The following is a 17,020-nucleotide window of genomic DNA, read 5'->3' on the forward strand; positions in this document are numbered from 1 at the left end:
TGTCTGCCCTGAGGATAAGTGAAGAAAGCGGGAGAAGCTGGCGAATTGTAAGCATGCAATCTAAATTAGCAATAGTAATTAGTCGCAGGAAACCACCAACCCGGTAGCAACCGATTCACCGAAGGTTTCATGAATCGGTCATCAATCAACCAGATCACCCCTTGGTCTTGTGGTGTTCGGATGACTCGGCCCGCCGCTTGAGCGACTTTCTGTAATCCCGGAATCAGGTAGGTGTAGTCGTAGCCGTTGCCAAACCGCTGCTGCAGTCGGGTTTTCAGGATTTCGTGCCAGGCGTCGAAGGGCGGCAGGCCCAAGGTGGCGACGAAGGCACCGATCAACTGGTCCCCGGGCAGATCAATGCCTTCACTGAACACCCCGCCTAATACCGCGAATGCCACGCTGCCATTCGGGTTCTGGAACCCCGCCAGAAATTCGCGCCGCTGTTCCGGGCTCATGCCCGGTTGCTGGCTGCGCTGGGGAATGTCTGAGGCGTATGCCAACAATGCGTCGCTGGCTTCTTTGGCGTATTTGAAGCTGCTGAAGAACGCCAAGTAGTGGCCCGGGCGTTGCCGGTACTGGCTGGCAATCACCTCCGCAATGGGTTGCAGCGAAGCCTCTCGGTGAACCTGCCGAGTGCTGATGCCGGGGGTAAAGTTCACTTGCAGTTGATCGGCACTGAACGGGCTGGGCAGGGAGGTAAACCGTGCGTCTTCCGTCATACCCAGTAAGTCCCGGTAATAAACGCCGGGGCTTAGGGTGGCGGAGAACAGCAACACCGAGTCGGCGGCGGCAAAGCGATCGCGGAGAAAATCTGCCGGAATCAGGTTCTGCAAAGTTAAACTGGCCCGTCCCCGGCCACTGCGCTGGAATTCACACAGCGAGTGATCACCGAAGCTGTCCGCCAGCTTCATAAAAGCCACGCTTTCAAACATCACGTCTTGCAAGGGGAGGTCTGGCGGGTTGTCGGCGAGGTAATCTGTGATGGTGGAGACCATCGCCTGCAAGGCCCCCAATATCTGTGAGGGCAGGGTGGCCAGAAACACCGGTTGGCTTTGATCGCCATGATCGCGAATCAGGCTCTGCCAGGCCCGAGCGGTTCGGTCCAAAGCTGACTTCAGCGGTTTGGGCGCAGTTTTCTTAACCTTCAGCAAGCGCTGCTGGTCCAGGCGTACCGAGTACATGCCGCGGCCACGGTCCACTAGGTTATGGGCTTCGTCCACCAGTACACTGGCTTTCCAGTTGTTTTGGCGGATCAAACCGTGGAGCAGGGCGGATTGGTCGAACATCCGGTTCACATCGCCGATCACCAGATCGCTCCAACGGGCCATTTCTTGAGCCAGAAAATAAGGGCAAATGTCGTGACCTGCAGCGATTTGCTGCAAAATATCTTGAGTTAGCGGGCTTTTGCTTTGAATAGCTTCGGCTCGCGCATCCGGTAAACGATCGAAAAAGCCTTTCGCCAGCGGGCAGGAATCGCCGTGACAGGCTTTGTCCGGGTGTTCACAAGCGTCGTCTTTCGACACCAATTCCAAGGTGCGCAGCGGCCAGGGATGCAGTGGGTCTTGAGCCGAACGCAACTTATCCACAGCATCCAGCGCCAATTGCCGCGCGGTGTTTCTGCAGGTGAGGTAGAACAACCGATCCTGTCCTGCGGCGGGCATCGCCATTAACGCCGGGAACAGGGTGCCCAAAGTTTTACCCAGCCCGGTGGGTGCCTCCAGCAATAAGGTTTCACCTTTTACAGCATTCTTGTACACCGTTTCCGCCAGCTGCCGCTGGCGTGGGCGGAAGTCCGGGAAAGGGAAGCTCAGCTCGGCTAACAACGCATTGCGCTGTTCCCGATGATGTTCTTCCTGCTCGGCCCAGGCTTGATACAGGGTGCATAGAGCTTCGAGTTCCTGCCACAGCTCGTCGGCACTGGCGGTTTCTACCTGTGTGGTTTCTTTGCTCTTGCCGATGTCGAAATAGACCAGCGCCAGCTCCAGCTTTTTGCGCTTTTCTTGTTTGCATAACAGTGCCCCATAAACCCGCAATTGGGCTCGATGCAGCGCCCGTTGGTGCTCGCGAATACGCGATACATCGCCCCGGTGGGTTTTGATTTCTTCCAGCCGGCCGTTGTGCGGGTTATAACCATCAGCTCTTCCGGATAGCTCTAAACCCAAGCACTCACCGGTAAGTGAATACTCGCTTTTGTAACCGTAACCGCGGTTATCCTGAATCGCTTGGTGGCCCGCAATGCCTTCTTCCGCGCTGGGGGCCGGGGTGTATCGGAAGTCCAGATCGCCGTGGCGAGCAGCGAACTCACACAGGGTACGAACGGCCACCTTCATGAACTGCCCCCCGCATCCTGCCAACGCACGTAACACACGCTGGCGGGTATACCTTGTTGGTCGAAAAAAGCGAGCCATCGGCGTTGGTGATCCTGCAGTCGGTCGCCGGGGCCTTTCACTTCAATCATTTCATAACGGTGTTCCGGGGCTTCTCCGTTGGGGATAAAACGAATCAAATCCGGGAAGCCGCTGCGGTGTTCCTTCACATTGGTTAGCAGCCGGTCAAACAGCGCTCTGAGATGTGCCGGCGGGATACACTCCATGGCCAATTCCAGCAAGTCTTCGGTGACCACCGGCCACGCGACAAACGGGTTCGCAAGGCCCTGTTTCGCTTTGAAGGTTTCACGGATTATTCGCCGATAGGCCTCCGTTTCCAGCAGAGCAAAGCACTGGTCAAACTCCGTTTGTCGGCGGGCTACAAAGTCTTCTCGAGTCAGGTCTGCCGGGCCAATGTGGAAGGGGTGAAAGAACGCGCCAGCGATGGGTTTGAAAATCACCGGCCAACACAGCAAGCCGAACAGGGCATTGATCAGTGTGTTTTCCACATAGAACACCGGGGCACTTTCGGTGCTGAGGTGTGCCAACGCTGCTTGCTCGACTGATCCGGTGTCCGGTTTGGGGAGGGTTACCGTCATTTCCCGGATCAACGGCTTGGGCGGCGCCTGTGGTTTCGGCTCGCCCACTTTCGGTGCCAGCCGTTTCAGAATTCGCTCCAGTCCTTGAGCTTCGGCATCGCTCAGTTCGCCGGTTTGCCACTGACCGGCGATGGCCCAGGCCTCCTCGAACCGTTTCAGGCGTTCCAGCAATCGTAACTCCTTGAGCCGGGCTTCCCGGTGTCCACTGGCGGCCCAAGCCTGTAGCGCCAATTCCGGGTTACCCTGTCGCTCGGCCTGTCGGCCCAGTTCCAACAGCAGACGGTTTCGGCGGCTGACTAACCATGAGTTATCCACAGGCTCTGGAATATCCGGCCAAACCTCGTCTGCCGCCTCACCGGCATCCAAGCGCTCCCGACACTGATGCATCTGCAGGTAGCTGTCCACCTCAGCACGCTGCTGGAAGGCCCGGGATTCGGGGGTAAAGGGCACCGTTTCAAATTGCTGTACGCCCAGCTCCACCAACACGAAGTCGGTCCAGCTTTGGCGCAGGTTGCCGAAGAACATCAGGCGGATGCGATCAAACAGAGCCATATCCTGTACTTGCACCACCTGCGGCACCGGTTGATCAAACCAGCGGTGAACCGGCTTGGGTTCGGGCAAGGCGGCGGCAAGGGCCTCACGCAGCTGGGCTTTGGGTAAGCTTTTGGGCAAACGGTTCTGCGCCAACCAGTCCGCAAACAGCGGCCGAAGTTCGGCGAGGGTAAACAACCGAAACACATCCTCTAGGCCCAGCAACGGGGCAGGCTCCAACCATTGCTGAGCAATCAGCTCGGCCACGGCTTCGGTTTCCGGTTGAGGCAGTTCGGGGTAATTCAACTTATCCACACGGAACAAGTCACCGGTGCGCATGACCATGCGAGTCAGCAGCGCCCGCGCCGCCACCGGCAACGCTCGGAAATTCGCCAGCCGCGCGCGCTCGAACTCGGTCAGGAGATCGCCGTGATGCGCCGCCACCCAGTCCACCAAGGTGTTCATGTTTTCCAGGTAGTACAACGGGTTCTCAAGATCCGCCGTGGTCGGATACGACCGCATTTGTCGCATGAAAGGGATATCCTGCCTAACGAAACAAACTCGGGTTTGGGGTAACCTGTCACCCAGACCCATTTTCCGGAATCAAGATAACACTGGTATGCCTGAGACCAACAGTATTGAACCCGGCTTTCACGCCATCCACGCCAACCATCTGGAAGATCTGCGCCGGGCGGTGGTGTACATCTGCCGGCAAAACCCGATGCCGCCGCTACAGAGCGAAACGTTTCTGGTGCAAAGTAACGGCATTGCCCAATGGTTGAAGCTGGCACTGGCTGAAAAGCGCACCGAAGACGGCATGGAAGGCGGGCTGGGTATTGCTGCCGGCATGGACTTTCTATTCCCGGCCCGTTTTATCTGGCAAGCCTACCGAGCAGTGTTACCGGACGGCGAAGTACCCGAGCAGTCACCCTTCGATAAAAGCCGGCTGGTGTGGCGGTTATACCGGCTTTTACCCGAACTGGTCGGGCAAGACGAAGCCTTCACTCCGCTAGCCCGTTTTCTGGAAGGCACCGACACCGAACTGCGGAACTTCCAGTTGGCTGAAAAAGTGGCGGATCTGTTCGACCAATATCAGGTCTTCCGCGCCGACTGGCTCGCTGCTTGGGAGCAGGGCCGGGATGTTCTCATTACGCCCAGGGGCGAAGAAAAACCACTGACACCGGAAACTCTCTGGCAGCCGTTGTTGTGGCGCAAGCTGGTTGAAGATGTGGGCGAAGCCTCACGTACCAGCCGTTCGCAAATACACACTCGTTTTATGGAACAGGGCCAGCGCATCACCACGCCCGCTAACCCGGCCCGACTGCCCAAACGCATCGTCGTGTTTGGCGTTTCCTCACTGCCGCGACAGGCTTTGGAAGCACTGTACGTGCTTAGCCGTTTTAGTCAGGTGGTGCTGTGTGTGCACAACCCCAGCCAGTTTTACTGGGCCGATATCATCAGCGACCGGGAACTGCTTCGCGCCAACCGTAAACGTGGCTTGGCCCATCCGGTACTGTCGCAGATCGATGATAAAGACCAACTGCACCAACACGCCAACCCGTTGCTGGCGGCTTGGGGCAAACAAGGCCGGGACTATATTCGCCTGCTGGACGAATTCGACAACCCGGAGGAATACCGCAGCAGCTTCCAGACCCCGGACCAGAAGATCGATATCTTCTCGGAGCACGGCAACGGGGAGGCCCCCAGCCTGTTGAACCAACTGCAGAATGACATCTACAACCTGACACCGCTGCAGGAAATTCGAGAGCAAGCCCGCGAGCTGGACCTGACCCAGGATTATTCCATTGCCTTTCACGAAGCCCACGGTCCTCAGCGAGAAGTAGAAGTTCTTCACGATCAGCTGCTGGCAGCCTTTAATGCCGCCCCGAACCTTCGGCCCCGCGATGTCATCGTGATGGTGCCCGACATCAACGTATACGCCCCTCATATTCAGGCGGTGTTTGGCCGTTACCAACCCGGTCGTAAACGCCACATTCCGTTCACCATTTCTGACCAAGGGCAGCGCCACCACGAACCGGTGTTGATCGCACTGGAAACGCTGATGTCGTTGCCCCGCAGTCGCTTCGGTGTGAGTGAAATCATCAGCCTGCTGGAAGTCCCCGGCATTCGGGATCGCTTTGGCATCCACGAAGACGATATTCCGCTGGCCCGGCGTTGGGTGGAAGGGGCCAACATCCGCTGGGGCCTGCACGGTCAACACCGGGAAAGTCTGGATTTACCCGCAGAACTGGACCGCAATACCTGGCAATCGGGGCTTAGATCCATGCTGCTAGGTTACGGCATGGGTGAGGACGACCCTTGGGCAGGCGTAGAGCCCTATGGCGAAATCGGCGGCCTGCAAGCCGATCTGGCCGGCCGGCTCAGTGACTTTGTGCATCAACTGGAAACCTTGTGGCAGGCACTGCAAACCCAACGCACCCCCGAGCAGTGGGAGACGCTGTTCTCGGGCATGTTGGAGCAGTTTTTCCACAAGGTAGAAGGCAGTGACCTGTTGCTGCTTAACCGCTTCCGCCGGCATCTGGAGCAATGGCTGGAAAATGCCCTGGCGGCCGGGTTGAGCGATCAGTCCCTGCCGCTCAATATCGTCAAAGATGTGTTGCTGTCCGGCTTGGACGAAGGCGGCCTGAACCAGCGTTTCCTGGCCAGCAAGGTCAACTTCGCCACCCTGATGCCTATGCGGGCGATTCCCTTTCGCAAAGTGTGCCTGCTCGGGATGAACGACGGCGATTACCCCCGCTCCCGACCACCTGTGGATTTTGATCTGATGGCCCAAGACTACCGCCCGGGAGATCGCTCCCGCCGCGAGGACGACCGCTATTTGTTCTTGGAAGCTTTATTATCAGCACGCGAACAGCTGTACATCAGCTGGGTAGGGCGCAGCATCAAGGACGATTCCGAGCGGCCGCCATCGGTGCTGGTGGGCCAGCTTCAGGATCACCTCGACAGCCTGTGGACAGTATCGGGGCAGCCGGGCCAGAAGGTAACGAAAGCGCTGACCACCCAACACCCGTTGCAGCCCTTCAGCCGCGATTACTTCCCCAAGGCCAATGCAAAAGAAAACAGCTCGGAAGACACCGCCAAGCCTCTGGCTGAGGTTCTGGAAAGCCGAAACTTGTTCACCTATGAACGGGAATGGCGCAGCGCCCACGGGGTTGAACCGGCAGCACAAACTCAAACCCCATTGCCGTATCAGGCGCCGGAAGAGCCTATTAGCCTGAATGACCTGGCCGGCTTTCTGAAAAAGCCCATCGATACCTTCTATCAACGCCGCCTTCAGGTGCGTTTTGAAGAGGTGGAAGACGACGATACCGACAACGAAAACTTCGACCTGAACGGGCTGGACCGTTGGCGGCTGGATAACGAACTGATTCAGCAGAGCCTGCTCAAAGCCGGTACCGAAGAGGAACTGAACAAGCGGCTGGAAACCACGCTGGACCGCATGGCACGGCGGGGTGATCTCGGCATGGGAGTGACTGAGCACCGCCTGCGCAGCGAATTGTCCGGGCGCTTGCCGAACCTGTTCGGGCGCTACCAAATCGCACTGGCAGAATGGCCGGAAGCCGTGGCTGAACCCTTGGCCTTCAACTACGCGTTTGAAAATACCACCGGTGTCGTGGAGGTGGCCGACCTGATTGATGGCCTGCGCCGCAACCCCAGCGGTGATTTGTGCCGGCTGGTGGTCGCCAACTCTGGTCTGCTTACCGGCTCGGGCTCCAATCGGAAAGTACGCTACGCCAACCTACTGCGGGACTGGTTAATTCATCTCGCCGGGCAACTCAGCGGCCAACCGTTTGCAACGCTGATTCTGGGTAAGGAAGAAGACCGCAAGTTTACCTTTGCCCCAATGACAACCGAGACCGCCAAGCACCACTTTGAAACCGTTGTGAAGCGCTGGATGGAAGCCACCACCCGGGCCTTGCCGATTCACTGCGATGCCGGTTTTGCCTGGGTCACCAGTTTCTACGGCGGCAAGAAACACGTGGGCAATCATGAACGCGCCATTGATGAAGCCGAGAACGCCTATACCACTGCGTTGAGCAGAGACACCGGCTACCTGCGCGGTGCCTTCGAAACCCCGGAATCACTCATGGCCAGTGGAGAATTTGAAGCGCTCTTGCACGACTTATATGTACCCCTGTGGGAAGCAGAGCAGGGCAAGTCCGCGGCTGAACAGATCGAGAACATGGAATGACAGAGCAAACGAACAAGCGAAACCCCAATCTCGACCCGTTGGCGTTGCCCCTGAACGGCAGCGCCCTGATCGAAGCCAGTGCCGGTACTGGGAAAACCTTTACCATCGCCATTCTGTATGTGCGTTTAGTGCTAGGCCACGGCCAGACGGAACAAAGCCCGTTGCAGGACCTCTTGCCGCCCAACCTGCTGGTGGTGACCTTTACCGAAGCAGCCACCAAAGAACTCCGGGACCGTATCCGCACCCGGCTGACCCAGGCCGCCGAGGTGTTTTCCGAGCACGCCGCCAGCCTTGAGCCATCACCGGAAACGGCACTTATCCACAAACTACGGGACGACAGCTACCCGGACCCGGCCAGCTGGCCCGACTGCCGCAAAAAACTGCTGCTCGCCGCGGAGTGGATGGACGAAGCCGCGGTATCCACCATCCACGGCTTCTGCAACCGCATGTTGAGCGAGCACGCCTTCGACAGTGGCAGCCTGTTCAAACTTACGCTGGAAACCGACCAGAGCGAGTTGTTGGACGAGGTCGCCCGGGATTACTGGCGTACCTTTGTTTACCCACTACCGCCGGCACTGATGGATGAAGCCCTGAGTCACTGGAAAACCCCAACGGATCTTCGTGCGGCCGTCCGCAACCTAATCGGCGATCCCGAAAGCCTCGGCACGCCACCCACAGATGTGCATAACGCCATCGAACAGGCGGTCACCGCAAGAGAAAACCAGTCAAAAGCGCTGAAACGCTACGACTGGGCCAAGTGGCAGGGGGAAGTAGCCGATCTGCTGAACGAGCTCAACAAAAACAAGCGGCTACACGGTGGCAGCAAGAACGCCATGCTGAAAGTCTGGGACACCTTGGTGGATTGGGCTGGCTCCAACGACTTGCTACCGGAGAAGCTGGACTCAGCCGCGGGCTTCAAAAACCAGACCCCCGAAGGGTTGGATAACATCCTGAAAGGCGACGATCCGGCCCCGCATCATCCGGCGTTCGACGCCATCGAAGACCTGATGGAATTCGGCCAGAACCAGCCCAGCGCGAAATCCGACATCCTGCGCCACGCCAGTCACTGGATCGCCCAACGGCTGGAAGATGAAAAACAGAAACGCTCGGAAATGGGCTTTGACGATCTACTGACGCGGCTGGACGATGCCCTGCACGGCCCTCGGGGCGAACAACTGGCCGCCACCATTCGCCGCCAGTTTCCGGTTGCATTGATTGATGAATTTCAGGATACCGACCCGGTTCAGTACCGGATTTTCGACCGTATTTACCAGGTTGAAGAGAACAACCCAGATACCTGCCTACTGATGATCGGTGACCCGAAACAGGCCATCTACGGTTTCCGAGGCGCGGATATCTACACGTATCTACAGGCTCGCCAAGGAGTGCAAGACCGCACCTACACCTTGGGGACAAACTTCCGCTCTGCACAAACCATGGTGTCCGCTGTAAACCGGGTCTTCGAATACAGCGACCAACACAGCCGCAACGGTGCCTTCCTGTTTGGTCAGGGCGATACCTCACCCTTGCCGTTTCAGGGTGTCGCGGCCAACGGCACCAAACGGGTGTGGTCGGTGACCGGAGAACCGCAACCCAGCCTGATATTCTGGACCCACGAATCCGGCGATACCCATAAAGACGGCAGCCCCAAAGCGATCGCCAAAGGCACCGCCACCGCCGATATCGCCGAAACCTGTGCCAGTGAAATTGCGCGCCTGCTAACGCTGGGGCAGGGCCAGAAGGCTGGTTTTGTGTTGCAGGATGATCCGAACGATCTGGAACCGGTCAGCCCGCAAGACATTGCCGTGCTGGTCAACAACCGGGATGAAGCCAGTGCCGTTCGCGATGCCTTGGGCCGCCGGCGCATCAAAAGCGTTTACTTGTCCGACCGGGGCTCGGTGCTGACGTCGCCGGAAGCCAAAGAAGTGTTGTCGTGGTTGCGAGCCTTTGCCGAACCCCGGCAACTGGCTTACATCCGGGCTGCGCTGGCAACCCCCACTTTGGGTCAATCCTGGCAGGCGATGAACCAGTTGCTCACCGATGAGCTGGTGCTGGAACGGGAAATAGAGCGCTTTATAGGTTATCAACAGCAGTGGCAGAACCAAGGCGTGCTGCCGATGCTGCGCAGCTTCCTGATGGATTTTGAAGTGCCCGGTCGTTTGCTCCAACGGCCCGATGGCGAGCGCCGGTTGACCGACATTCTGCACATTGCCGAACTGCTGCAACAAGACAGCCTGCAGCTGGACGGCGAACACGCGCTGGTACACCATTTCACCCAAATTCTTCGCGCTGCCGACGAGGAAGATGAACACCGCACACTGCGCCTCGAAAGCGATGCCGCCTTGGTGAAAGTGATTACTGTGCATAAGTCCAAAGGCCTGGAATATCCCTTGGTGTTCCTGCCCTTTGGCACCGCCTACCGGGCCCAGAGTGAAAAGCAGTCGTTTGTCAGCTACCACGACAGCGACAACAAACTGATCACCGTATTCGACCCGAGTGCCGAGGATGTCGCCAAAGCCGATCAGGAACGCTTGGGCGAAGACATCCGTAAGATCTACGTAGCGCTGACCCGGGCAAGGTTCGCCACTTGGGTGGGTGCCGCAGCCCTCGATAACTGGCAACAAAGCGGGCTGGGATACCTGATTTCCGGCAGCGGGGCAGAAAGCATCGGCCAGTGCCTGAACACCTTGGGTGAGGGCAGGCCGGAGATTACAGTCACTCCGCTACCGGAACCGGAAGACACACTCTACACCGAACAGGCACCGGAAGCCCTTGGTCCGGCACTGGTTTCCAGCCGGGAAGCCAAAGAAGACTGGTGGATTGCCAGCTATTCGTCGATCGAATACACCGGTATGGCTGGCACCGGCATTGTGTTCACCGGTGAGGTTGAAGACGCTGAAACCCAGAACTTGCTGGAAGAAAGCGCCCAGAATACCGAGGAAGACACTGCAGTGGTGGCAGACCAGCGAAACCATCACCACTTTCCGAAAGGCGCGGGCCCCGGCACCTTCCTGCATGAGCTGTTGGAATGGTGCACCCACCACGGCTTCCAGTGGGTTGTGGATAACCCCGAGCAACTGCGGGAGCAACTGACCCGCCGCTGCAGTACTCGCGGCTGGAGTGATTGGGTTGAACCCTTGCAGCACTGGCTGCTGGCGCTGATGACTCAGCCCATCCCACTGCAACGCTCGGGCGATGAACGTGTGAGCCTGGCCGAGCTAACCAGCCTGCGCCCGGAACTGGAATTCTGGTTCGAAAGCCGCAACGTCAATGTGCAAAAGCTCGACGAGTTGGTTAAAGCACACACGCTCAACGCCGCCGACCGACCGCAGGCCGAGGCAAAACGCTTCAATGGCATGATCAAAGGGTTTATTGATTTGGTGTTCGAGCACAACGGGCAGTATTACGTGCTGGATTATAAATCCAATACTTTGGGTGAAGATGACAGTGCCTACACCGACCAAGCCATGGGTGAGGCCATTCTGGATAAACGCTACGACTTGCAGTACGTGCTTTACCTCCTGGCCCTGCACCGTTTGCTAACAGCCCGTTTGCCGAATTACGACTACGACCAGCATATTGGAGGCGCGGTGTATCTGTTCCTGCGAGGCGTGAACTCTGCCACCGGTGGCGCGTTCGTCGACAAACCACCGAAGGCGCTGATCGAGCAACTGGATGCCTTGTTTGATGGCGACTCTGCTTCAGGGGAGGTGGCCGCATGAGCCGTACCCGAAATAATGACCACCAGATGACGATGGATTTGGGTGATGAGAACACTGTTGAGCCCTCAAACCCGACTGTGGATAACTCACGCTTGTTGGCCACTGTGGATAAAACCGATGCACTGCTGGAACAATGGCAGCAGGCTGAGTGGATTCGACCTCTGGATCTGGGCTTTGCCCGACTCCTTCGGGATTTGTCCGAAGAGCAGGGTGAGCCACTGCATCCCCTGGTGTTTCTGTTGGCGGCATTGATCTCCCACCAAGTCGGCCGAGGCCACGTGTGCATTGATCTGGCCACTCTGCTGGACGACGCCGATGCCACCTTGTCGCTCCCCCCGGAGGAATCTTCCAACGAGGCGCAGCCACTTGTGGATAACTTGAATCAAGCCACGCCCCTGGATTTGAACCACCTGAAACCGGAGGATCTACTGGCCCGAATAACTCTGTCGGATTGCGTATCCGCATTGTCGGAATCCTTCGCGGTCAGTGAAGGCACCCGCATGTCACCTTTGATTCTGACCGAAGGCCGGCTTTACCTGCGCCGGCTGTGGCGTTACGAGCAGCGTATTGCCGAGGGCATTTTGCAACGGTTGGCTTTGCCATCCCCAGTGGCGGAGCCCGATGCGCCCGCCGCGCGCACGCTCTCGCAGGCTTTGAACACGCTGTTCGCTCCGAGCGAAGACATCGACTACCAGAAGCTCGCTTGTGCCGTGGCTGCTCGCAGCTGCTTCTCGGTGATCACCGGCGGCCCGGGCACCGGGAAAACCACCACCGTGGTGAAGCTGCTGGCGGCACTACAAGCGGTCGCGGGTGAATCCCCAGAACGAGCAGGTCGCAAATACCGCATTCGCCTCGCGGCGCCGACCGGTAAAGCCGCCGCGCGCCTGAACGAATCCATTTCCGGAGCGGCCAACCGTTTGCCTTTTACTGAGTTGCCCGGACAAGTTGTACTGGACGATATCCCCACCAAAGTCACCACTCTGCATCGGCTACTCGGCAGCCGCCCGGACTCCCGTAAGTTCCGGCATAACCAAGATAACCCGTTGATGGTGGATATTCTGGTGATCGATGAAGCGTCCATGGTCGATGTAGACCTCATCGCTTCGGTGTTCGATGCGCTGCCCGCCCAAGCCCAGCTGATCCTATTAGGGGACAAAGACCAGCTGGCCTCGGTGGATGCCGGTGCTGTGCTGGGTGAATTGTGCCAGCGCGCCAAGGTAGGCCATTACACGCCAAATACCGCCGCCTGGCTCGCCTCCATTACGGGTACTCAGGTACCAGAGACCTTGATCGACACCCACGGCCATGCCTTGGACCAAGCGGTAGCAATGCTGCGCAAGAGTTACCGTTTCGGTGAGGGCAGTGGCATTCGTGCTGTGTCCGAGGCGGTCAATGGTGGTGCTGTGGATAACTTCGTGCGCCAGAAAATGCGCGAAGCCGAGTTCGATGACGTGATCTGGCTGAATGGCCACACGCAAAAGCCCGAGCTGGAAACGACTCTGGATCAAATCTGCCAGCATGCCATTACCGGCAGTCCGGAGGGTTTTCGTAACGCTGGCAAGGGCAGGGTCGTGAACGGTGAAGCGCTGCCGCCACCGGTGGGCTATCGTCACTACCTCGAAATGATGCGGGATCATAACCTCAATGCAGACAGTCCCCGCGAAGCATGGGATGCGCTGGCACTTCAGGTACTGAACGCCTTCAACGACTTCCAGATCCTCTGTGCGCTGCGCCGAGGGCCTTGGGGCGTGGAAGGTTTGAACGATCGGGTGGCTAAACACCTGCTGTCGGAAAAACTGATTTCACGAGCGGAAGGCTGGTACCCCGGCCGTCCGGTGCTAGTGACCGGTAACGACTACAACCTCGGCTTGATGAACGGCGATATCGGCATTGCCTTCCGTGTACCTTGGGATAAAACCGCCAACGGCGATGCCAAAGATACCCTGCGAGTGGCCTTCCCGAGTGGTGACAGCAGCGAAGGTATCCGCTGGATTTCCCCCAGCCGGCTGCAGCAACTGGAAACGGTGTACGCGATGACTGTGCATAAATCTCAGGGTTCGGAGTTTATCCACACCTGTCTGGTGCTGCCCGACCGGCTCAGCCCGGTATTGACTAAAGAACTGGTGTATACCGGGATTACTCGAGCCAGGCACTGGTTCAGTCTGATCACTGGCGACGCCAAGGTGTTGCAGGACAGCGTCGAGACACAGGTTGTACGCGCCTCAGGTCTGGCCCAACGCCTCAGCGAGGATTAAGCCTCGCTGTCGTCATCACTGCGGTGCTGCTGCTCCCACAAATGAGCGTAGTAGCCGCCGTGGGCCAGCAACTCGTTATGACTGCCGCTCTCGACAATACGGCCCGCATCCATCACCAGAATCGTATTGGCATCACGGACCGTCGAAAGCCGGTGGGCAATCACCAAGGTAGTGCGTTGCTGGCTTACTTCTTTCAACGCGCTCAGGATCGCTTGCTCGGACAACGAGTCCAGTGACGAGGTCGCTTCATCCAGAATCAGAATGGGCGGGTTCTTCAAGATCACCCGGGCGATGGCCACCCGTTGTTTTTCCCCGCCCGAAAGTTTCAAACCCCGCTCACCCACCTTGGTGTTGTAACCGTCCGGCAGGCTGTGGATAAAGTTTTCCAGATGGGCCATCCGAGCAGCCTGATGCACCTCTTCCTCGGTTGCATCCGGGCGGCCATAGGCTAGATTCCGGTAGAGTGTATCGTTGAATAACACCGTGTCCTGCGGCACCACGCCAATGGCCGAGCGCAGACTGTCCTGAGCCACTTGCCGAATATCCTGCCCGTTAATGCAGATGCTCCCGTTACCCACATCGTAAAAGCGGAACAACAAACGGGCGAGGGTAGACTTGCCGGCGCCACTGGCACCGACCACCGCCACGGTATGGCCAGCCGGAATCGAGAAGTTAACGTCCTGAAGAATCGGCCGGTCTGCCCGATAGGCAAAATGAATGTGCTCAAACCGGACTTCCGAGTTATCCACAGCCAGTTCGGTGGCGTTTGGTGCGTCCTGAATCGCCGGTTTATCCCCAAGCAGTTTGAACAAGCGTTCTACGTTTACCAGGGCCTGACGAATTTCCCGATAAACGAACCCCAAAGCGTTCAGCGGGATAAACAGCTGCAACAAATAGGCGTTCACCATGGTGAAATCGCCCAACGTAATCTCACCGCTGGCTACTTCCCGCACGGCCATCGTCATGATGACAATCAGCGCAACACCGATAATCAACGCCTGGCCGGTGTTCAGGGCCGCCAGTGATAGCCGGTTCTTCAGACGTGCCTGTTCCCAGCTATCCAGATCCTGGTCGTACAGCTCTGCCTCATAACGCTCGTTGTTGAAGTATTTGACAGTCTCGTAGTTCAGCAGACTATCGATCGCCCGTGAATTGGACTCGTTGTCCCGCGCGTTGGCTTCCCGGACAAATTGGGTGCGCCATTCCGTAATTTTGATGGAATACACCACATACACCACTACCGCCACCAATATGGCCAGTACGTAACCGACGTTGAATACTACCAACAGAATGCCGGCAACCATCAGGATTTCCAGCAGCGTGGGTACAATGTTGAACAAGGTAAAGCGCAGCAGGAAACTGATGCCGTTGGTACCGCGTTCAATGTCCCGTGCCAGTCCGCCGGTCTTTCGGTCCAGATGAAAACTCAGCTCTCGCTGATGCAAGTGCTCGAATACTCGCAAAGACACCCGCCGCATAGCCCGTTCAGCGACTCGGGCAAACACCGCGTCCCTTAATTCGCTGAACAGGGTACTGCCGAAGCGCAGGCCACCGTATGCCAACACCAACAGCACCGGGATCCACAGCACTACGTCGGCTGCATGGGTCTGGTCCAGATAGTCGACAATGTATTTCAGCGCTATGGGCGTGGCGACCGTGGCCAGCTTCGCCAGCACCAGCAGAGACAGCGCCAGCACAACCCGGCCACGAAATTCGGCCAGATAAGGCCAGAGCCCGGCAACCAGCTTCCAATCGGGTTTGTGGTCGGCTGGGTAATCGTTATCGGCGTAAGCGCGCACAGGGCATCCTCAAGTTCAGAGCGGAATCAGTTATCAGGCTGTGGATAAAGTTATCCAGATACCGGCCTGAGTTTACTGCAGAACGCAGGCGTGTGCCTGCCGCCCTCTGTGGTCGGTTTGTGTACTGCCGGCGTACTTCCTACACTGAAGTTAGACATTCGTCACTCGGACGCAGGGGGATGCACACGTGAACAACCAAGAACTGCAAGCACTCAAAGAGCGGTACGTGGCTGCAGGGGCCGCTAGTCCCAATGAACAATTTGCCGATCATGCCCTGAACGCGGAATTGTGGGACGCCGATGGTAAACGAATGATCGATTTTGCCGGGGGCATTGGTGTCCTCAACATCGGTCATCGCCATCCGAAAGTGGTGACCGCGGTAAAAGCACAGCTCGATAAACTGATGCACACCTGCCAGACCGTGATGCCCTACGAGGGCTATGTGAAAGTCGCCCAGAAGCTGAGTGAAGTCACGCCGATTCGGGGCCACGCTAAAGTCATGCTGGCCAACTCCGGCGCCGAGGCGCTGGAAAATGCCGTCAAGATTGCCCGCGCTGCCACCGGCAAGCCCAACATCATCTGTTTCGATGGCGGTTATCACGGCCGAACGTTCTTCACCATGGCCATGAACGGCAAGGCCGCGCCCTACCAAACCTCATTCGGCCCGATGCCCGGGCTGGTTTACCGGGCGCCATACCCTGTTCCGTACCACGGTGTCTCCGAGGACGATGCGCTCCGCGGCCTGATGATGACCGTGAAGACTGATTCGCCCGCACAGGATACTGCCGCCATTGTTCTGGAACCGGTACTGGGGGAGGGCGGTTTCTATGCGGCCCCGACAAGTTTTCTTCAAGCACTACGGCAGTTCTGCGATGACAACAACATCCTGCTAATCGTCGATGAGGTTCAGAGCGGCTTTGGCCGCACCGGAAAACTGTTTGCGATTGAACACAGCGGCGTTGAACCGGACATCATGACCATGGCCAAATCCATGGCTGACGGTATGCCCATTTCCGCCGTGGTTGGCACCGACAAGGTGATGGACGCCTCCGGGCCCAACTCCTTGGGTGGCACGTACACAGGCAGCCCCACGGCTTGTGCGGCAGCTCTGGCCGTATTTGACGTGATCGAGCAGGAAGACATACTGGGCAAAAGCCAGCGCTTGGGCGAAACCTTGCGAAAACGCTTCGAACAATGGCAAACGCAATTTGCCCATGTGGATAACGTCCGAAATCTGGGCCCGATGGCAGCCTTTGAACTGGTGGAAAGTAAAAGCTCACGGAAGCCGCTTCCGGATCTAGCCGCTTCGGTTACCAAGAGAGCCAAAGAGAAAGGCCTGATACTGCTCAGCTGCGGCATGTTCGGCAACACCTTACGCTTTCTGATGCCTGTTACGATTGAGGACGACATACTGGAAGAAGGCCTGGCGATTGTTGAGGAATGCCTCAAAGAAACCGGCGCCTGAACCCGCGTAATCTAGGCATGCCGGGCCAACGCCCGGCGTTTTTCCTAGTGCCGTTTTCCAGACAAGCACA

At 57.9% G+C, this 17,020-nt stretch carries 7 protein-coding genes; 4 read left to right on the forward strand and 3 right to left on the reverse strand.

What is annotated here, in order from left to right:
• Positions 1–65: 65 nt before the first annotated feature.
• The gene (locus ACNQ6O_RS13675) at positions 66–2,330 is read right to left on the reverse strand and encodes a helicase C-terminal domain-containing protein (RefSeq protein WP_418053782.1); all 2,265 of its coding nucleotides are present in this window, start codon (positions 2,328–2,330) and stop codon (positions 66–68) included.
• On the reverse strand, positions 2,327–4,027 hold the full coding sequence (locus ACNQ6O_RS13680) for a VRR-NUC domain-containing protein (RefSeq protein ID WP_418053783.1): 1,701 nt from the start codon (positions 4,025–4,027) through the stop codon (positions 2,327–2,329). Before ACNQ6O_RS13680 ends, ACNQ6O_RS13675 begins: the two co-directional genes overlap by 4 nt.
• Before the next feature lie 88 nt (positions 4,028–4,115).
• Here ACNQ6O_RS13680 and recC point away from each other — a divergent pair, with 88 nt between their 5' ends.
• From recC to recD, 3 genes are read left to right on the forward strand one after another with little or no spacing between them, the layout of a single operon-like run.
• Positions 4,116–7,709: an exodeoxyribonuclease V subunit gamma gene (gene recC / locus ACNQ6O_RS13685; RefSeq protein WP_418053784.1), complete on the forward strand. Its 3,594-nt coding sequence runs from the start codon at positions 4,116–4,118 to the stop codon at positions 7,707–7,709.
• Complete coding sequence (gene recB / locus ACNQ6O_RS13690; protein WP_418053785.1) at positions 7,706–11,431, forward strand: exodeoxyribonuclease V subunit beta; 3,726 nt, start codon at positions 7,706–7,708, stop codon at positions 11,429–11,431. Before recC ends, recB begins: the two co-directional genes overlap by 4 nt.
• A complete protein-coding gene (recD, locus tag ACNQ6O_RS13695) occupies positions 11,428–13,686 on the forward strand; it encodes an exodeoxyribonuclease V subunit alpha (RefSeq protein ID WP_418053786.1) in 2,259 nt (752 codons plus the stop codon). The genes recB and recD overlap by 4 nt, the downstream gene beginning before the upstream one ends.
• Here the strand turns inward: recD and ACNQ6O_RS13700 are convergent.
• Positions 13,683–15,485, reverse strand: coding sequence for an ABCB family ABC transporter ATP-binding protein/permease (locus ACNQ6O_RS13700; protein WP_418053787.1), 1,803 nt, complete (start codon positions 15,483–15,485; stop codon positions 13,683–13,685). The genes recD and ACNQ6O_RS13700 overlap by 4 nt on opposite strands.
• Positions 15,486–15,672: 187 nt before the next feature.
• Here ACNQ6O_RS13700 and gabT point away from each other — a divergent pair, with 187 nt between their 5' ends.
• Complete coding sequence (gabT, locus tag ACNQ6O_RS13705) at positions 15,673–16,950, forward strand: 4-aminobutyrate--2-oxoglutarate transaminase (RefSeq protein WP_418053788.1); 1,278 nt, start codon at positions 15,673–15,675, stop codon at positions 16,948–16,950.
• Positions 16,951–17,020 lie beyond the last annotated feature (70 nt).

It is taken from the genome of Marinobacter sp. SBS5 (genome assembly GCF_048285575.1).
Lineage (GTDB): Bacteria > Pseudomonadota > Gammaproteobacteria > Pseudomonadales > Oleiphilaceae > Marinobacter.

Coding starts and splice junctions, on each gene's coding strand:
- ACNQ6O_RS13675 (WP_418053782.1), bottom strand. CDS start 2,330: ATGAAGGTGGCCGTTCGTACCCTGTGTGAGTTCGCTGCTCGCCACGGC.
- ACNQ6O_RS13680 (WP_418053783.1), bottom strand. CDS start 4,027: ATGCGACAAATGCGGTCGTATCCGACCACGGCGGATCTTGAGAACCCG.
- recC (WP_418053784.1), top strand. CDS start 4,116: ATGCCTGAGACCAACAGTATTGAACCCGGCTTTCACGCCATCCACGCC.
- recB (WP_418053785.1), top strand. CDS start 7,706: ATGACAGAGCAAACGAACAAGCGAAACCCCAATCTCGACCCGTTGGCG.
- recD (WP_418053786.1), top strand. CDS start 11,428: ATGAGCCGTACCCGAAATAATGACCACCAGATGACGATGGATTTGGGT.